Origin of the sequence: Dehalogenimonas sp. THU2, from assembly GCF_039749495.1 — a bacterium.
Classification (GTDB): Bacteria; Chloroflexota; Dehalococcoidia; order Dehalococcoidales; family Dehalococcoidaceae; genus Dehalogenimonas.
The window spans coordinates 1-15,735 of sequence record NZ_JBDLLU010000007.1; the positions used below are offsets into that span (position 1 = coordinate 1).

General features: G+C 55.9%; 17 protein-coding genes, 1 pseudogene and 1 riboswitch. Of the genes and pseudogenes, 4 read left to right on the forward strand and 14 right to left on the reverse strand.

All coding sequences use genetic code 11. The features are described 5' to 3' along the window. Both ABFB09_RS04835 and ABFB09_RS04840 read left to right on the forward strand, forming a co-directional pair. A partial coding sequence (locus ABFB09_RS04835) for a hypothetical protein (protein ID WP_347000324.1) occupies window positions 1-287 on the forward strand: 287 nt, incomplete at its 5' end. 89 nt (window positions 288-376) lie between these two features. Further along, a complete protein-coding gene (locus tag ABFB09_RS04840; RefSeq protein ID WP_347000326.1) occupies window positions 377-877 on the forward strand; it encodes a putative immunity protein in 501 nt (166 codons plus the stop codon). A 186-nt stretch (window positions 878-1,063) separates the two neighbouring features. Here ABFB09_RS04840 and ABFB09_RS04845 read toward each other — a convergent pair whose 3' ends face one another. After that, window positions 1,064-1,558, reverse strand: a complete 495-nt coding sequence (locus tag ABFB09_RS04845; protein WP_347000327.1) for a hypothetical protein — start codon at window positions 1,556-1,558, stop codon at window positions 1,064-1,066. 150 nt (window positions 1,559-1,708) lie between these two features. Between ABFB09_RS04845 and ABFB09_RS04850 the strand changes: the two are divergent. Beyond that, window positions 1,709-2,242 (forward strand): annotated as a pseudogene (locus ABFB09_RS04850) (GrpB family protein). 60 nt (window positions 2,243-2,302) lie between these two features. Here ABFB09_RS04850 and ABFB09_RS04855 read toward each other — a convergent pair. The 13 genes from ABFB09_RS04855 to ABFB09_RS04915 all read right to left on the reverse strand — a co-directional run bounded on the left by ABFB09_RS04855 (window position 2,303) and on the right by ABFB09_RS04915 (window position 14,435). After that, the gene (locus tag ABFB09_RS04855) at window positions 2,303-3,085 is read right to left on the reverse strand and encodes a TatD family hydrolase (protein WP_347000328.1); all 783 of its coding nucleotides are present in this window, start codon (window positions 3,083-3,085) and stop codon (window positions 2,303-2,305) included. Between the two features lie 10 nt (window positions 3,086-3,095). Beyond that, window positions 3,096-4,556, reverse strand: a complete 1,461-nt coding sequence (locus ABFB09_RS04860; protein ID WP_347000329.1) for an NADH-quinone oxidoreductase subunit N — start codon at window positions 4,554-4,556, stop codon at window positions 3,096-3,098. Between the two features lie 100 nt (window positions 4,557-4,656). Then, complete coding sequence (locus ABFB09_RS04865; RefSeq protein WP_347000473.1) at window positions 4,657-6,147, reverse strand: NADH-quinone oxidoreductase subunit M; 1,491 nt, start codon at window positions 6,145-6,147, stop codon at window positions 4,657-4,659. A 22-nt stretch (window positions 6,148-6,169) separates the two neighbouring features. Beyond that, window positions 6,170-8,134 carry an NADH-quinone oxidoreductase subunit L gene (gene nuoL / locus ABFB09_RS04870; protein WP_347000331.1) on the reverse strand — a complete coding sequence of 655 codons (1,965 nt, stop codon included), beginning with the start codon at window positions 8,132-8,134 and terminating at the stop codon, window positions 6,170-6,172. 16 nt (window positions 8,135-8,150) lie between these two features. Then, complete coding sequence (gene nuoK / locus ABFB09_RS04875; protein WP_347000333.1) at window positions 8,151-8,462, reverse strand: NADH-quinone oxidoreductase subunit NuoK; 312 nt, start codon at window positions 8,460-8,462, stop codon at window positions 8,151-8,153. Further along, window positions 8,462-8,944 carry an NADH-quinone oxidoreductase subunit J gene (locus tag ABFB09_RS04880; protein ID WP_347000334.1) on the reverse strand — a complete coding sequence of 161 codons (483 nt, stop codon included), beginning with the start codon at window positions 8,942-8,944 and terminating at the stop codon, window positions 8,462-8,464. Before ABFB09_RS04880 ends, nuoK begins: the two co-directional genes overlap by 1 nt. Continuing rightward, window positions 8,944-9,522, reverse strand: a complete 579-nt coding sequence (locus ABFB09_RS04885) for an NADH-quinone oxidoreductase subunit I (RefSeq protein WP_347000336.1) — start codon at window positions 9,520-9,522, stop codon at window positions 8,944-8,946. Before ABFB09_RS04885 ends, ABFB09_RS04880 begins: the two co-directional genes overlap by 1 nt. Further along, a complete protein-coding gene (nuoH, locus tag ABFB09_RS04890; protein ID WP_347000474.1) occupies window positions 9,509-10,564 on the reverse strand; it encodes an NADH-quinone oxidoreductase subunit NuoH in 1,056 nt (351 codons plus the stop codon). Before nuoH ends, ABFB09_RS04885 begins: the two co-directional genes overlap by 14 nt. Further along, window positions 10,561-11,664, reverse strand: coding sequence for an NADH-quinone oxidoreductase subunit D (locus ABFB09_RS04895; protein WP_347000338.1), 1,104 nt, complete (start codon window positions 11,662-11,664; stop codon window positions 10,561-10,563). The genes nuoH and ABFB09_RS04895 overlap by 4 nt, the downstream gene beginning before the upstream one ends. Continuing rightward, the gene (locus ABFB09_RS04900) at window positions 11,654-12,103 is read right to left on the reverse strand and encodes an NADH-quinone oxidoreductase subunit C (RefSeq protein WP_347000340.1); all 450 of its coding nucleotides are present in this window, start codon (window positions 12,101-12,103) and stop codon (window positions 11,654-11,656) included. Before ABFB09_RS04900 ends, ABFB09_RS04895 begins: the two co-directional genes overlap by 11 nt. Further along, window positions 12,103-12,714 (reverse strand): NADH-quinone oxidoreductase subunit B family protein, encoded by a 612-nt coding sequence (locus ABFB09_RS04905; protein ID WP_347000342.1) that lies wholly within the window; start codon window positions 12,712-12,714, stop codon window positions 12,103-12,105. Before ABFB09_RS04905 ends, ABFB09_RS04900 begins: the two co-directional genes overlap by 1 nt. Further along, complete coding sequence (gene ndhC, locus ABFB09_RS04910; RefSeq protein WP_347000343.1) at window positions 12,705-13,079, reverse strand: NADH-quinone oxidoreductase subunit A; 375 nt, start codon at window positions 13,077-13,079, stop codon at window positions 12,705-12,707. The genes ABFB09_RS04905 and ndhC overlap by 10 nt, the downstream gene beginning before the upstream one ends. A 177-nt stretch (window positions 13,080-13,256) precedes the next feature. Further along, window positions 13,257-14,435 carry a tubulin/FtsZ family protein gene (locus tag ABFB09_RS04915; protein ID WP_347000345.1) on the reverse strand — a complete coding sequence of 393 codons (1,179 nt, stop codon included), beginning with the start codon at window positions 14,433-14,435 and terminating at the stop codon, window positions 13,257-13,259. 153 nt (window positions 14,436-14,588) lie between these two features. Continuing rightward, a riboswitch (molybdenum cofactor riboswitch) is annotated at window positions 14,589-14,708 on the forward strand. Between the two features lie 32 nt (window positions 14,709-14,740). Between ABFB09_RS04915 and moaA the strand changes: the two genes are divergently transcribed. Then, the gene (gene moaA, locus ABFB09_RS04920) at window positions 14,741-15,730 is read left to right on the forward strand and encodes a GTP 3',8-cyclase MoaA (protein WP_347000347.1); all 990 of its coding nucleotides are present in this window, start codon (window positions 14,741-14,743) and stop codon (window positions 15,728-15,730) included. The last annotated feature ends 5 nt before the right edge of the window (window positions 15,731-15,735 follow it).

Here is a 15,735-nt window from a genome sequence, read left to right on the forward strand (position 1 = left end):
AATTCCAAAAGTGTCATCCTGTCTTTGGCCATTGTCGTGGTTACCTCCTGAAAGTCTTTGTTGTTATTTGCTTTCAAGAAACCACACAATGGCCTGCTTTTTCAACTCCAGGAATTTACACCACGTACGGGGATTCTACTGGCGACAACGGGGAGGATCCAAATCTAAAGAGTTGGGAGTCTGTCCTGCTTATCCTGATAATGGGAAGAGATGTGCCCGGGTTGCTGGTACGTTGTGCGGGGGAATCGTCCAGGGGACTTTTGCTGGAAAACTGGCAAGTTGCATGAAATGTGAATTTTACCGAAGTTCAAATTACCAGCGTTAAATACGAATTTGGTATTGTACACACCGGCATTACAAGGTGTAGCGAAATTCGATGACTGCGTATAAAAAATACGAAAAGCAGGATCAAAGAACCATGGCTTCCTGGGCGGCGGATTGCGCCGAACGGGTGTTGCCATTGTTCGAAAAAGCGCGCCCAAATGATGACAGACCTCGTAGAGCCATCGAAGAATGCCGGAAATGGGCCGATACAGGCGAGTTCAAGATGGCGACCATCCGGAAGGCATCCCTGGATGCCCATGGCGCCGCCCGTGAAACGGAAAAGGACAGCGCCGCCTGTTTTGCTGCCCGCGCTGCGGGCCAGGCGGTAGGAACGGCCCATGTGGCACAACATGCTTTCGGGGCGGCGTACTACGCCTTGAAAGCCATCGTAGTGGCGGACCCTGAAAATATAATCAAAAATGTCTCAAAGGAATGGGAGTGGGAGTTACAGCGAGTTCCAGAGAACCTTAAAGATGCAGTCTTGAAGATAATCATAATTCAGAATAAGGGGAGTGGGGTCACAATCAAGATTAACAAGGGGGAGGGGTTTTAGAAATGTGGGAAGATATGATTCCGACTTGATCCGGGGGCTAATGCAAGTGAGGTCGGTCTGACCTAATAACCGCTTAAACACTTCTACTAAAGTCCCCAACCATAATAACAGAGGTCGCAAACACCACAGCCAAACATTCCCAATGCTGTTTTATAGTATATTGACAAGGGGGAGATGAGCCTCGTTTCAGTGTCCACCTATAAAACTCTCTATATCATTTACAAATCGCATGATGCCATTTTCTAAATGCGTTATCAAAGTGTCCGGATCACTGAAATCAGGATAGGTAACCAGATCGTACTCAACAATGGAATCGACACCTTTCCCCGGCGCTGACACCCGGTATTCAATCTGATCCTTTTGTTCGAACAGTTTCCTGTAGTCCTTCTGGACCTGCTTATTTACTCCCGCCAGCCAGGCTTCAAAACTAAGGGTTTCGTGGATGAAAACTATCGCGATCTTCAATTTACGGCTTTTCAATGACCTCGTAACAATTGGAAAATAGGTCATATCCATGTATCCGGGATAAACGCTTCCAGAGATATCAAATTCGGGATGAGTATTTTTAAGGTGAGATTTTAGATCAAGGATAAATCCCATCAAGCCCCGGTACGCCACCTGGATGTAGCCCTTTTCTAGTTGCTTTTTGTATTCGATGACGGATTCCGGAAACGATGCCATAAGTACCCTCCTGGCCGAATAATAGTCCAAAACCACGGATTGTCTAACTTAGATTATAAGCGCAATCCCGGTAATTTTGCGACAGTGCAGTATTGATGTATGTCGGTGGATGATACGTCGATATTTGTTAAAAAGTGCTATATTGTTCTCATGCGAAAAGTCATTGTGCAAGAGTATGACCCTGATTGGCCGCGGCAGGCCAAGGTCGAGATAGACCGGATTATCGCCGCTTGCGGTAAAGATATCATTTCGGTGGAACATATCGGCAGTACGTCCGTACCAAATCTCCCAGCCAAGCCGATCATAGATCTGCTGGGTGAAGTGAGAGATATCTTGATCATCGACGATTATACCCCGGCGTTAGAGGCAATCGGTTAACAGGCACGGGGAGAATTCGGGATAAACGGCCGTCGCTATTATTTTAGAGAAGGATCCGGGCAGCACACGCATCATTTACACATTTTCGCCACGGGCGATATTGGACTACACCGTCACCTAGCAGTACGCGGTTATCTCCGAACCCACCCGGAGGAAGCAGCAAGATATGGTTTACTCAAGACAGAATTGGCCGAACGTTTCCCTGAAGATATCGAGGCATATATGGACGGTAAAGGTGAGTTCATGAGGGAACTGGAAGATCGAGCGATGTCCTGGATGAGAGAATATAAACCCCTCGGTATGTAAACACCTCGATTGTATATGCCCGTTGTGATGCTTAAGGCGCTCCGCAACGCCCGCCAAAGTTTAGAACGGAAGCCTGAACAGCCTCTTCGTATTTTCCATGGTCGCCCTCGCCAATTCCTCAAACGGTATACCCCTGATCCCAGCCAGCGCTTCCGCCGTCTGAACGATGTATGATGGCTCGTTGCGTTTGCCGCGGCGGCTTTGCGGGGGGAGGAAGGGGCAGTCGGTCTCCAGCAACAGTTTGTCGATGGGGATGTAGCGCAGGGCGTTATAGATCACCTTCGATGACGGGTAGGTGATATAACCGCCGATCGAGATGTGGAATCCGGCATCGAGATAACGCTTTGCCAGTTCGAGACTATCACCGAAGCAGTGAATGACGCCTTTGGGATGAGAGGGATTGGCTGCCGCCCAGTCGATAAGCACCGGCACGATGGCTTGGTCAGCCTGGCGGTTGTGGATGACCACCGGCAGGTTGATCCTGACGGCCAGGTCCAGATGGAAACGCAGGGTCTTGAGTTGGTCAGTCTCCGAAAACGGTTTGTGATAGAAATCCATGCCGGTCTCGCCGACAGCGACGACCTTTGGCATGGCAGCCAGTTTTTCGATTCCGGCGAGCGCTTCATCTGTCGCCGTCGCCGAATCGCAAGGGTGAATGCCGACGGTGGCGTAGATGTTGTCATGGGCGGTGGCCAGTTCGATGGCTTTTTTACTGGATTGAAGATCGATGCCGATGGTGATGATCGTTTCGACCCCAGCATCGGTCGCACGCTTCAAAACAGCGTCGAAGTCCGGGGCGAAGTCCGGCAGGTCGAGGTGTGCGTGGGAGTCGATGAGGTTCAAGGCAGGTACCTTACGGAACGAGCGCCGAGGCGGCGGTTTCGGCCAGTTTCAGGGCTACGGCGGGCAGGATGCCGAAGAGCAGGATGCCGAAGGATGAGATAGCCAGCGCCGTTTTCAAAGAACCCGAAGAAGGTACCGGGCCTTGTTGTTCCGGTTCACGGAGCCACAAAACCTTGATGACGCCAAAGTAGTAGTAGGCGGATATGACAGTATTGACCGCGGCCAGGACCACCAGCCACAGAAGATCCGCCTGGACACCTGCATTGAAGATGTAGAACTTGGCGAGGAAACCGGCAGTCGGCGGGAAACCGATCAGGGACAAAAGCGACAGCGTAAGTGCTCCAGCCATGAAAGGTGATGTTCGCGCCAGACCGGCATAGTTTGCGAAATTGTCGCTGTTGAACTTCCGAGAGATGGCGATAACGCTGATGAAGGCGGCCAGATCGCTCACGGCAAAGGCGATCAGATAGAAGATGATGCCGCCGACGGCCAGCGTCGAAAGCGACGGCGCGTTACCTAAAGCCGCCAGTCCGACCAGGATGTAACCGGCGTGAGCTACGGTGGAGAAACCCAGCAGGCGTTTGATGTTCTTCTGGGGAATGGCCATGAGATTACCCATGGTCATACCGATAGCGGCGATAGCGGCGATGACCGGCGCCCACTGTTGCGCCAGGACGCCGGGTTCGATGAACGCCGTACCCAGGATACGCAGGATGAGGGCAAATCCGGCCGCCTTGGAGGCGATCGACAGGTACATGGTGATGGGCGTCGGGGCGCCTTCGTAAACGTCCGGTACCCAGAACTGGAAGGGGACAGCGGCTATCTTGAAACCCACGCCGGCGATGATGAGCACCAGGCCCATCAGGAGGCCGGGGGAGTCGAGAATGGAGGCCGGTGACATCGATTGCAGCGAGGCGGCGATCTCCGCCAGGCCGGTGGTGCCGGTGAAACCGAAAACGAGCGCCATACCGTAAAGCAGCACCGCTGAGGCGACGCCGGACAGGAGAACATATTTCAACGCGGATTCGGTGGACTTCTTATCTTTCTGGATACCCACCAAAACGTAGAAAGCCACGGCGGTGATCTCCAGCGCCAGGTAGAGAGTTATGAGGTTAGTGGCGGCGGCCATGAGCATCATTCCGAGGGAGGCAATAAGGACGAGGGCGTGGTACTCACCCCGGAAGCGGCGGAAATTATCCGTCCAGTCGATGGACGCCATGATAACCAGGCCAGCCATCACCGGGAAGAATATCTTGAAGAAAGCGGCGAAGGCGTCATGGGAGACCATGCCGCCGAAAAGGCTTTGGGAAGCGTCCGGCCATTGGATGACGGCGGCGATAACGGCGGCAGAGAGGCCGGCCAGGGCCGAGCCGACGAGGACCTTCTTCTGAGAGACGAAGAGGTCGGTCAGGATCACGGCGATGGCGGTGCCGAGGACGATCAGTTCCGGTATGAGGTAGGTGAAGTCCACTAGGCCGCCCTCATTCTTTGGCGGAAATTCCAAATCACAAATCCCAAATTACAAACAAATCCCAAATTCGAAAATCCAAATTTGAAACGTGACATCATGATCAGGAGCCTCCGAAAAGGGCGGCGATGGGTTTGATGCCGCCTTCGAAGACGTCGGTCAGGATACGGGGGTAGAGGCCGATAACGAACATGGCAATGACGAAAACGATGGCGAAGATGTTCTCCACGCGGTCGGTGTCATGGACGCCGGCGAACCTGGGCAGTGGCTGGCCGAAGAATACCCTCTGGATGGTCCAGAGGATGTAAGCCGCGGCCAGGAGGATACCAAGCAAACCGATTATGGTGAAGACCTGGATACCGGGAACGACACCGCTGCTGAATGAGCCCAGGAAGGTCCAGACCTCCGCGATGAAGCCGCTGGTGGCGGGGACGGCCATGGCGCCCAGGCCGCCCAGGACGAAGATGATAGTGGCGCGGGGCATCTGGTTGGCCAGGCCGCCCAGGCGGGGAATGGCGCGCTCATGCGTATTGTGCATCACCACGCCGGTGATGGCGAAGAGCAGGCCGGTGATGATGCCGTGAGATACCATCTGGAGCGAGGCGCCGATCATCGACAGCTGTCCCAGGGCGAAAATGCCCAGGAGCACGAAGCCCATGTGACTAACCGACGAGTACGCGATAAGGCGCTTGATATCCGTCTGCTTGAGGGTTACGGCGCCTCCATAGACGATGTTGATGACCGCCAGTACCAGGATAATCGGGGCGAACTTGAGCGCCTCATCCGGGAACATGGCGGCGTTGATGCGCAGCATGGCGTAGCCGCCCATTTTAAGGAGCGTGCCGGCCAGGATAACCGAGACGGCGGTGGGGGCGTCGGTATGGGCGTCCGGCAGCCAGGTGTGGAAGGGGAAGACCGGCAGTTTGATGGCGAAACCAAGGAAGAAAAAGACGAAGGTCAGCGCCAGCGCACCAGCCTTCATAACCTCGGTCAGGTCTGTGTTGAGCATGGTGACCATATCGAGCGAACCGGTGGCGAAGTACAGCACCAGGATACCGGCCAGGATGAAGGCGCCTCCCAGCAGGGTGTAAAGAACGTATTTAAGGGCGGAGTATTCCTTGCGCCCGGCCCCCCAGATGGCGATGAGGAAATACATGGGGATGAGTTCCAGTTCCCAAAAAATGAAGAAGAGCAGGAAGTCCAGCGAGATGAACACGCCGGTGATCGATGCCTGGAGCAAAAGTATCCAGGCGAAGTATTCACGGACCCGGAGATCGATCTTCCAGGAGATCAGGATTACCAGGACGCCGAGGAGTGTGGTCAACAGCAGGAACGGCAGCGACAGGCCGTCCACGCCCAGGGAGTAATTGGCGTTGATCAACGGAATCCAGGAGACCTTCTCCCCGAACTGAATGACACCGCTCATCTCCGCCGAGCGGTCGAAGCCGGCAAAGACGATAATGGAAAAGATAAGCGGCAGCACCGTGGCTATGAGAGAGAGATATGTGATCGCCTTCGGCGACAGCTTTGGCCAGAGCGCGATCAAAAGAGCCCCGATGATGGGGATGAAAATGGTTAGCGTTAAATAGGGCATATCCAATTAACAAACACCTCCTCTAGCCGGCGAGAAACACGACGACAACGATGGTCAAAATACCGAAAGCGATAAACATACCATAAGTCTGGAGTTGACCGGATTGGGCGCGCCGCAATATGGATCCCGCTGATACTGTGCCGTCGGCCACGGCGTTGACGGTGCCGTCCACCGCCTTTTCATCGAAATACCTGAAATGACCGAAAAGCTTGCGGGTGATCACGTTCTGCACGATGACAGTGTTCAACCCGTTGTCCAGCAGCCGGCTGTCGAAGAACTGGAAACCGGCGAATAAACCGCGGAGCAGCACCAGTTCGCCGATGATCTTCTCGTATAACTCATCGAAGAAGTACTTGCGCCGGACCAGTTCGTAAAGGGCGCCGAAGCGGCGGGCGATAATTTCGGCGGAGACCCAGCGCTTGATGTACATGGCGTAAGCCAGGAAGATGCCCGCGGCGGCCAGACCGAGAGATAGCCAGGTTACCGGATGGGTGAAGGCGCCGAAAAGACCCTCGATCACGCTCATCGGTTCACCATGGCCGAACAAACCGCCGAAACCGCCGGTGAGGTTCAGGAAACCGGAGAAGGCAGCGGGCACAGCCAGGATCAACAGCGGCGCGGTCATCACACGGGGAGATTCATGGGGGTGATTGTGACCCCGATACTCGCCGTGGAAACTCAGGAACATCAACCGGAACATGTAGAACGCAGTCAGGAATACGGTGATCAGAGCCAGAGTGAAAAGTATCGGCTGGCCGGATGATCCGGCGATGATCTCATCCTTGGAGAAGAAGCCGGACAGCGGCCAGATCCCGGCCATGGAAACCGAGGCGATCAGCATGGTGTAATAGGTTTTAGGCATGAACTTCTTCAAGCCGCCCATATGGCGCATGTCGAAGGTGCCGGTAGCGTGATTGACCGAACCGGAACCCAAGAAGAGCAGACTCTTGAAAAAAGCGTGGTTCATCAGGTGGAACATGGCGATGGCTACGCCGCCGGTACCAAGGCCGAGCATCATGTAGCCCAGTTGCGACACGGTAGAATAAGCCAGAACCCGCTTCATGTCATGCATGACCAGTCCCATGGTGGCGGCAAAGATGGCGGTAATGCCGCCGATGACAGCGACGGTGGTCAACGCCGTTGTGGAATGCTCGAACAGGGGATAAGTCCGGGCGACGAGGAAAACACCGGCGGCGACCATGGTGGCGGCGTGGATCAGGGCGGAAACGGGGGTGGGGCCTTCCATGGCGTCCGGCAACCAGACGTGCAGCGGGAATTGGGCGCTCTTGCCCACCGCGCCCAGGAAAACACCCAACGCAGCTAATGTCAGCACGCCGCCGGCCAGGACGCCGGCAACAGCCAGTTCGTTAAGCTCGCAGATGTCCAGTGTGCCCGTATTGGCAAACAGCAGCACGATGGCTGCCAGGAAGCCGAAATCCCCGATGCGGGTGACGATAAAGGCCTTCTTGGCAGCAGCGGCGGCGGCGGGACGCTGGAACCAGAAGCCGATCAACAGATAAGAACACAGGCCGACCAGTTCCCAGAAAGCGAAGGTGAGGAACAGGTTGTCGGACAGCACCAGGCCGATCATCGCGACGCCGAAGAGAGACAGAAAGGCGTAGTAACGCTCGTAGCCCGGGTCGCCGTGCATGTAGCCCTGGGAATAGATGTTGACCATGAGGGCGACGAAGGTGATGACCACCAGCATGACGGCGGTCAGGCCGTCCAGGATGAAGCCGAAGTGGATATTGAGGCCGGCAACATTAACCCAATCGATCGGCGCGATGACGATCTCGTGGTGTTCAGCGCCTATAACGCCGGTAAGCGCCCAGAGAGAAAGCAGCAGCGCACCGGACATAGCGGCGACGCCTACATAACCGCTTATCTCAGGCCGCAGCTTCAGCAGAGGCTTGATCACCAGGGCGATGAGGGCGAAGGCCGCCAGAGGCAGCAGCAGGATCGCCCAGACGAACGGCGCCGTTATCAACTCTTGTTCACTCGCTTTACCATTTCATTAAATCTATCTTGGTGGCATCGATAGTATCGCGGCTGCGGTAGATTGACATAATAATCGCCAGGGCAACAGTGGCCTCCGCCGCGGCGACCACGATGATGAAGATGGTGAAGATCTGGCCGGTCAGCAACTCCGGAACCACAAAACGGGAGAAGGCGACCATGGCGATGGCCGCGGCGTTAAGCATCAACTCAATGCACATCAATATGATCACGGCGCTGCGCTTGGACAGGGCGCCCCAGAGCCCGATGCCGAAAAGCACCGCCGAGAGGATTAAATAATGGTTCAGGCCGACTTCCATTATTTATCCCTCACTAAGATGATAGCGCCGATGATGGCGGTGAGCAGCAGCACCCCGGCCATCTCCAACGGCAGCATGAAACCGTCGGTAGAGAACAGCAGAGCCGCCAGCTCCGGAGTGGTGTTATCGACCGGCGGCGCCTCGGAGATGTTCCAATCAGTCGCCAGGGTGGTGACAATAAGCGCCAGGGATATTCCGCCGCTGGCAAAGAGCGCCGGCAGCCGCAGCCGGTTGGTGAGGCTGCCCAACTGGATCTCCCGGGTCAACATGATAGCCAGGATGATCAGCACCGAAATGGCGCCGACGTAGATCAAAACCTGGATGGCCGCCAGGAAATCCGCGGAGAGAGTAACGAACAATCCGGCTACCAGGAAGAAACACAGCACCAGCATCAGAGAGGCGCGGAAGACGTTCTTCAAAAGCACCACCGCCAATGCGGAAATGATGATGCCGGCCGCGAAGATGAAAAAGCCGATCTCCATTACTTAGCCTTCTTCTTCCGCCGGTCTTCGGCATAGGTGGTCTGGTTGATGAGGAGTGTCTGCATCGGCAGCTTGGCGGCGGTGTCGGGGCGGTAATAGCCGGAGCGCGGCCGTTTGGCGTCATCGACCAGGAGTTCATCGTTGCTTTTAGTCAGTTCAAGACAGCGGCCGTCGGACGGGGTGGTCCCGGTCTTGGCCCCTTCGAAACTGGTGCAGCGGTAGGTGGTGCCGGTGTAATTGTAACCCAGGTAGATGGATATGCCAGTAGGGCAGGATTCGATGCACAGGCCGCAATAGATGCACAACCCCAGGTCCACCACGAAATCGTCGGTTTTAAGCTTCTTATCTTCACCCCGGGACACTTCCATCTTGATGGCGCCGACCGGACAGGCACGTTCGCAGGCGCGGCAGGAGATACAGCTTTCCTTGTCCCAGATGATATCGGTGCCGCGCAACCGCCGCGACATGGTCAGCCGCTGCTCCGGATACTGCACCGTGATCCACTTGCGGCCCAGATGCTTGACCGTGGTCTGGAGGCCGCGGACCAACCCCTCGCCGAAATTCTTAACTGAAGGCATGGCCGCCTCCGGTGCGGAACTGCCGGCTCATCAGGAAGATGAGCGCTGCCGCCAGTCCAAAGTTCAGCGGTATGGCCAACCACAATTGGTCGGAGAGGCCGGTGAGCACCAGTATGGCGGTCAGGAGCAGGTTCAGGAGCGCCAACGGCAGGAGGAATTTCCAGCCGAAAGCCATGACCTGATCTATCCTGAGACGGGGGAAGGTGGCCCGCACCCACATGATAAGCGTAAACACCGCTAAAATCTTGATAATTAGCCACATAAAGCCGGGCAGGAAGGGACCGGCCCAGCCGCCGAGGAAAAGAGTGCTGGCGATGGCGGAAACGGACAAAGTCTCGGCGTACTCGGTGAGGTAAAACAGACCGAATTTCATGCCGGAATACTCGGTCTGGAAACCGGCGATGATCTCGGAATCGGCCTCTAAAAGATCGAACGGCGTCCGGTTGATCTCGGCCATGGCCGCTGTGATGTAGATGAGAAAGCCCAATGGCTGCAGGAAAATGAAAGGCACGTTTTGCGCTTTGACGATTTCATTCAATGAAAGAGAGCCGGCCAGCATCACGGCGCCCAGGATGGACAGGACGAGGGGTATCTCGTAACTGACTTCCTGGGCGATGGTGCGCATGGCTCCCAGGAGCGAATACTTGTTGGATGAAGCCCAGCCGGCCATGAAAATGCCGATAACCACCACCGAACTCACCGCCATGATATAGAGGATACCGATATTGAGGTCGGCCAGGAGCGCATCGTCGCCGAAGGGAATGACGGCGAACACCGCCATGGCGGGGACGAAGGCCACCAGGGGCGCCAGAAAATGCACCGGTTTGTCGGCCAGCGCCGGGACCAGATCTTCCTTAAGCAGCACTTTGACGGCGTCGGCGATGGGTTGCAGCAAGCCAAAAGGTCCGGCGCGGTTGGGACCCGGCCTGATCTGGAAACGTCCCAGGCCGCGCCGTTCATACCAGATAAAAAAGAGCACGCCGGAGATGACGAAACCGAACAGGATGACAGTGAAAATGAGGAAGTGTAGCCAATCCATCAGCGGTCGACCTCACCCATGACGATATCGATGCTGCCGAATATAGCCATCAAATCGGCGACTTTCCAACCCAACAACATCTCGCGGAGGGCAGTCAGGTTGATGTAACTGGGGGCGCGTACGTGCCAGCGGTAGGGATTCTCCGTACCGTCGGCTACGACATAAAAGCCCAGTTCCCCTTTGGCTCCTTCAACGGCGTTGTAGGTTTCGCCGGCGGGGGGACGGATTATTTTGGAAACTTTAGCAATGATCTCACCTTGAGGCAACTGATCCACCGCCTGTTTCACGATGCGGACGCTCTGCCGCATCTCTTCCATACGCACCATGTAACGGTCATAGGTATCGCCGACGGTACCGACGGGAATGTCGAAGTCGAACCGATCGTATATCGAATACGGCTGGTCTTTTCGCAGGTCCCACTTGACCCCGCTGCCCCGGAGCACCGGCCCGGCGGCGGAGGCGTTGATCGCCAACTCTCGTGGCAATATACCGACGCCTTTGGAGCGCACCAGCATGATCTCGTTGGTGGAAACGAGCTTGTCGTACTCGTCGATAAAACCGGGCATCTCGTCCAGGAACTTTTTAAGAGCCGGCAGGAATTCATCCGGCAGATCCATGGAAACGCCGCCGAAGCGCATGTAGTTGTAGTTGAGGCGCTGCCCGCACACCATGTCGAAGAGTTCCACGATCTTCTCTCGCTCGCGGAACATGTAAAGCAGGGGCGTCATGAAAGCGCCGATATCGTTGATGAAAAAGCCGATGCCGGCCAGGTGGGAGCCGATGCGCTGGAGTTCTGCCATGATAACCCGGATATATTGGGCACGCTCCGGAACTTCGATTTTAAGCAGGTCTTCTACCGCCATGCAGTAAGCTTGGTTGTTGATCATCGATGTCAGGTAGTCCAAACGGTCGGTGAGCGGGATATTCTTAGTGTAATTACGGCCTTCGGCGATCTTTTCCATGCCCCGGTGAAGGTAACCGAAGATCGGCTCCACATCGATGATGACCTCGCCGTCAAGCGTCAGCCGCAGCCGGAACACCCCATGGGTACTGGGGTGCTGGGGACCGACGTTAATGACATAATGTTCGGTTTTAAGCGTCACGGTCTACCCAGTCCTTTCGGAGCGGATAACCGGGAAAGCCATCCCATAGAAGGATGCGCTTCAAATTCGGATGCCCGGTGAATTCGATGCCCATGAGATCATAGATTTCCCGTTCCTGAAGGTCGGCGCCGCGCCATACGGGCGTCACCGACGGAGCGGTGGGTTTATCATGATCGGTCAAATCGACCCTGAAATCCAGACGCTGTTTGCGTGATAGGGAAGTCAGGCGGTAGATCAGGCTGAAATGAGTTTTATGGTCGACGCCGGTGACGGAGTTCAAATAATCGAAGTTGAATTCCGGGTCATCGCGGAGGAAGGCGGCGACTTCGGTCAAGCGGTCCGGCTTGACCGAAAGGCGCCCGTTATCCGCGGCGGATGCACCTTCGCCAAACTTATCCTTCAGCCGCTCGTGGACGGCGATGCAGTCCAGGTCCAGCATCAGCCTTCCACCGCCCTTCTGGTGGGGCTCATCTTATCGACTTTAGCGTGAATGTCCAGGATAGCCTGCAACAGCGCTTCCGGGCGCGGCGGGCAGCCCGGGACGTAGACATCGATCGGTACGATCTTATTGAATCCGGGCACCACGGAATAAGAACCTTTGAAGATGCCGCCGGAGGTGCCGCAGGAGCCCATGGCCAGCACCCACTTGGGATCCGGCATCTGGTCATAGATACGCTTGAGCCAGGGGGCCATCTTCCAGGTCAGTGTACCGGCCACGATCATGAGGTCGGCCTGCCGGGGAGAGGCGCGGAAAATTTCCATACCGAAGCGCGCCAGGTCGAAGCGGGAGGCAGCGGTGCACATCATCTCGATGGCGCAGCAGGCCAGGCCGAAGGTCACCGGCCACATCGAATAGTGGCGGGACCAATTGACTACTTTGTCGACGCTGGTTAAAAGAACGTTGGAGGCCAACGGCGGCGCGTTCAGCCAGTCTATCGGGTCAGGGATAGCGGTCTGATGGCTCTTCAGAAAACTCTCGACGATCTCGCCCTCCCGTGCATCGAGTTCGATGTCGGAATAGGCGAAATTGCGCGGCGGTTCTATTGCCATTCCAGCGCCCCTTTCTTCCAGGCGTAAAAATAGCCCACCGTCACGATGAAGAGGAAAAACATCGCGATGAAAAAGGCGGGGACACCCAGATCACCCAGGCTGGCCGCCCAGGGGTAAAGAAAAACAGCCAGCACATCCATGACGATGAGCATCAGCGCGTAAATGTAATAGCGGAAATTGAATTGCACCCAGGAACGCCCTGTGGTTTCCATACCGCATTCGTAAGTCTCCTGTTTAACCTGGGACGGGTTCCTGGGCACGATCTTGGTGAGCCGGCCGAGAATAATCGGAATGAACAGCGTCACCAGGATAAACCCGATGGCAATAATTAAAAAAAGCCCGACATAGCCGAACTGGGTTAACATGATGCGTCAGCCTCCGGGGTAGTACTAGGCCAAAAGTTATAGGGTAGTATATACTTTTTGACCCAAGATGACAAGCAGACATCACTTACCAGTATATGATACACCAACTTATCCGGAATCGTGAATCTCTAACATTGCCAGCGATGCCGTTCTCGATAGACTACCGCTAGACCGAATCTAATCCAGCAGCGTCGGTATGCCCTCCGCCGCCTCCATCGTCATGTCGGTTTTCAGGGCGCGGGACTTCTGCCGCTCCTTGAACTCCGCCGCCAGTTCCGTTGATTCCTGGTAGAACTGACGTAGGATGGGTACCTCGGAGAGGTCGGACAGCATCAACGTTACATCCAGGATTCCGCGTTCCCGCGGATAGTCACCAAGGCGCTGCTGCGCCGCCGGTGCTACCTCCCTGAGGCGTTCGGAGAGGTCTTTGACCAGTTCGACGCTGATCTCACGGGCGGGCCCGGAAACCAGCAGACCAGCCCGGCCGGCGTCAACGGGGTTGCAGGCGACCGACATCTCCGCCAGCGCCTCATCCATGGCATATAGACCGCGCTGGTTCTCAAAGTTCTTCTTGAGGTAGTTACGAGTTTTCTCGAACGGTAAAACGATCAAGTCCAGCGGCACCGTGCCATAGCCGATGCCCGTCCAGCCGCGCAGCGTCTCCTTGAGATCTCCGGTGTCCAGAATCGAGGTGCCTATTGACTTGGCTTTGCGTTCCTCACCCGAGCACAGCAGGTTATAGAAAGGTGTGACAATCATCTCGTTGATCTTCTGGAAGTTGCTGGCCAGTGACTGGCTTTTCCGGATGAAACGCTGGTTGTCCACGAGGATCACCGCATCGGCGGCCTGATTGGCGGACTTGAGGCACATCGCGGTATTGAAAACAGCCCGCTCCTCATTCAGCCGCTCGTGCTCGAAGGGCAAGGCCACCATGGCGTACACCGGCTTATCCCGAAAATTCTCCTTGAACGCCCGGGCGAATATCGGAAGTGCGCCCGAGCCTGTTCCGCCGCCGCCGGAGGCCATGAGCAGCAGCGCGTCGGCATCATAAAAGCGTTCGTTCTTCTTCATGATGCCAATGAGGTTATCCCGCTCCTCTTTGGCGATCTCGGCGCCCGTCTCTGAGATCTTGGCTACCCCGTGGCCGCCGGTGTGACCGGCGCCGATAAGGATACGGTGAAGGGAGTCTTTTTTAACTTTGGTCAATGAGGAAAGGTCGGCGGTATCGGTGTTGATCGCTAATATGTCGGTGGCAATGCGTAAGTTTCTCTCCTGACGCGCTTTGATGGCCATCCGGGCGAATTCATCGGCGAGCCTGCCTCCGGCCTGTCCCAGACCGACAATGATCAGCTTCATTTCAGGGTTCCTCCTGAGTGCATTTCGGCTTGAGTCTAAAGGGGCGGGACGGGTTTGTCAATAGGATTTTATAAAAGCTTGCCACAGTCGAATCTATAATGAGTCATTTATCGACCATGCTTGCCCGGTACTAGTACTTGGTGCTAAAATGTCGACAGATTACCCTTCGAGCTGTCCTCGCCTAAATCAATCGACATGGCAGGCGGCCGGTCAGGGTGTCGCTGGAAACGGCGGCGCCTCCCGTATTTGGAAAGGAGGGCGGATATGGCATATTGCCGCCTCTTTATTGGAGGCTGTTTAATAATATGACTGAAGGCAACTGCATCACCGGCACCTACGATGCCTTCAACCGCCGCGTCAATTACCTGAGGATATCGGTCACCGACCGCTGCAATCTGCGATGCATCTATTGTTCCGACGGCGAAATTTCCCATCTCGGACATAACGACATCCTGTCGTATGAAGAGATAGCCCGTATCACACGGGTGGCGGCGGAGATGGGGGTAACCCATGTGCGGCTTACCGGCGGCGAACCTCTGGTACGTCCGTATGTCGCTAATCTGGTCAGCCTGTTGACCGCGATACCGGGTATTGAGGATATATCCCTGACCACCAACGGAACACTTCTGGAAGCGCAGGCGGCCGAACTAAAAGCAGCCGGTTTGAAGCGGATCAACGTCAGCCTGGATTCCCTGCAACCGGATCGCTTCACCCGCATTACCGGCGGGAAGAACCTTCACGATGTCTTCAAAGGCATGGCTGAGGCGCACCGGGTGGGCTTGTCGCCGGTCAAGATCAATATGGTGGTCATGCCCGGCATCAACGACGACGAGATCGTCGATTTCGCCAAAAAGGCCCGGGACGAAGCCTGGCACGTGAGGTTCATCGAATATATGCCTTTCGACGGCGCCGGCGCGGAACCGGTGTTGACCGTTTCGGAGATAAAAGACCGGATCGAAACATCGGCAGGGGCATTATGGGCCTGTTGCCTGAACGGCGCCGGACCGGCCAATTACTATTCGTTCGGCTCCGGCGAGGGCACCATCGGCTTTATCCGGCCGGTGAGCCATCGTTTCTGCGGCCAATGCAACCGGCTGCGCCTGACCGCTGATGGCAAATTGCGACCTTGTTTACTCAACGACCTGGAAATCGACATCCGGTCATCGATCAGAAACGGCGGCGGTGAAGCGGAATTGAAAGCTCTGTTACGACAGGCGATCATGGCCAAGCCGGAACGGCATTACCTTGAAGAAGCCGCAGTGGGTGGCCGCCAGATGCGCCAGATAGGGGGCTGATGACA

Coding starts and splice junctions, on each gene's coding strand:
- ABFB09_RS04885 (WP_347000336.1), bottom strand. CDS start 9,522: ATGCCTTCAGTTAAGAATTTCGGCGAGGGGTTGGTCCGCGGCCTCCAG.
- ABFB09_RS04865 (WP_347000473.1), bottom strand. CDS start 6,147: ATGCCCTATTTAACGCTAACCATTTTCATCCCCATCATCGGGGCTCTT.
- ABFB09_RS04880 (WP_347000334.1), bottom strand. CDS start 8,944: ATGGAGATCGGCTTTTTCATCTTCGCGGCCGGCATCATCATTTCCGCA.
- moaA (WP_347000347.1), top strand. CDS start 14,741: ATGACTGAAGGCAACTGCATCACCGGCACCTACGATGCCTTCAACCGC.
- ABFB09_RS04845 (WP_347000327.1), bottom strand. CDS start 1,558: ATGGCATCGTTTCCGGAATCCGTCATCGAATACAAAAAGCAACTAGAA.
- ABFB09_RS04915 (WP_347000345.1), bottom strand. CDS start 14,435: ATGAAGCTGATCATTGTCGGTCTGGGACAGGCCGGAGGCAGGCTCGCC.
- ABFB09_RS04840 (WP_347000326.1), top strand. CDS start 377: ATGACTGCGTATAAAAAATACGAAAAGCAGGATCAAAGAACCATGGCT.
- nuoK (WP_347000333.1), bottom strand. CDS start 8,462: ATGGAAGTCGGCCTGAACCATTATTTAATCCTCTCGGCGGTGCTTTTC.
- ABFB09_RS04900 (WP_347000340.1), bottom strand. CDS start 12,103: ATGCTGGACCTGGACTGCATCGCCGTCCACGAGCGGCTGAAGGATAAG.
- ndhC (WP_347000343.1), bottom strand. CDS start 13,079: ATGTTAACCCAGTTCGGCTATGTCGGGCTTTTTTTAATTATTGCCATC.
- ABFB09_RS04905 (WP_347000342.1), bottom strand. CDS start 12,714: ATGGCAATAGAACCGCCGCGCAATTTCGCCTATTCCGACATCGAACTC.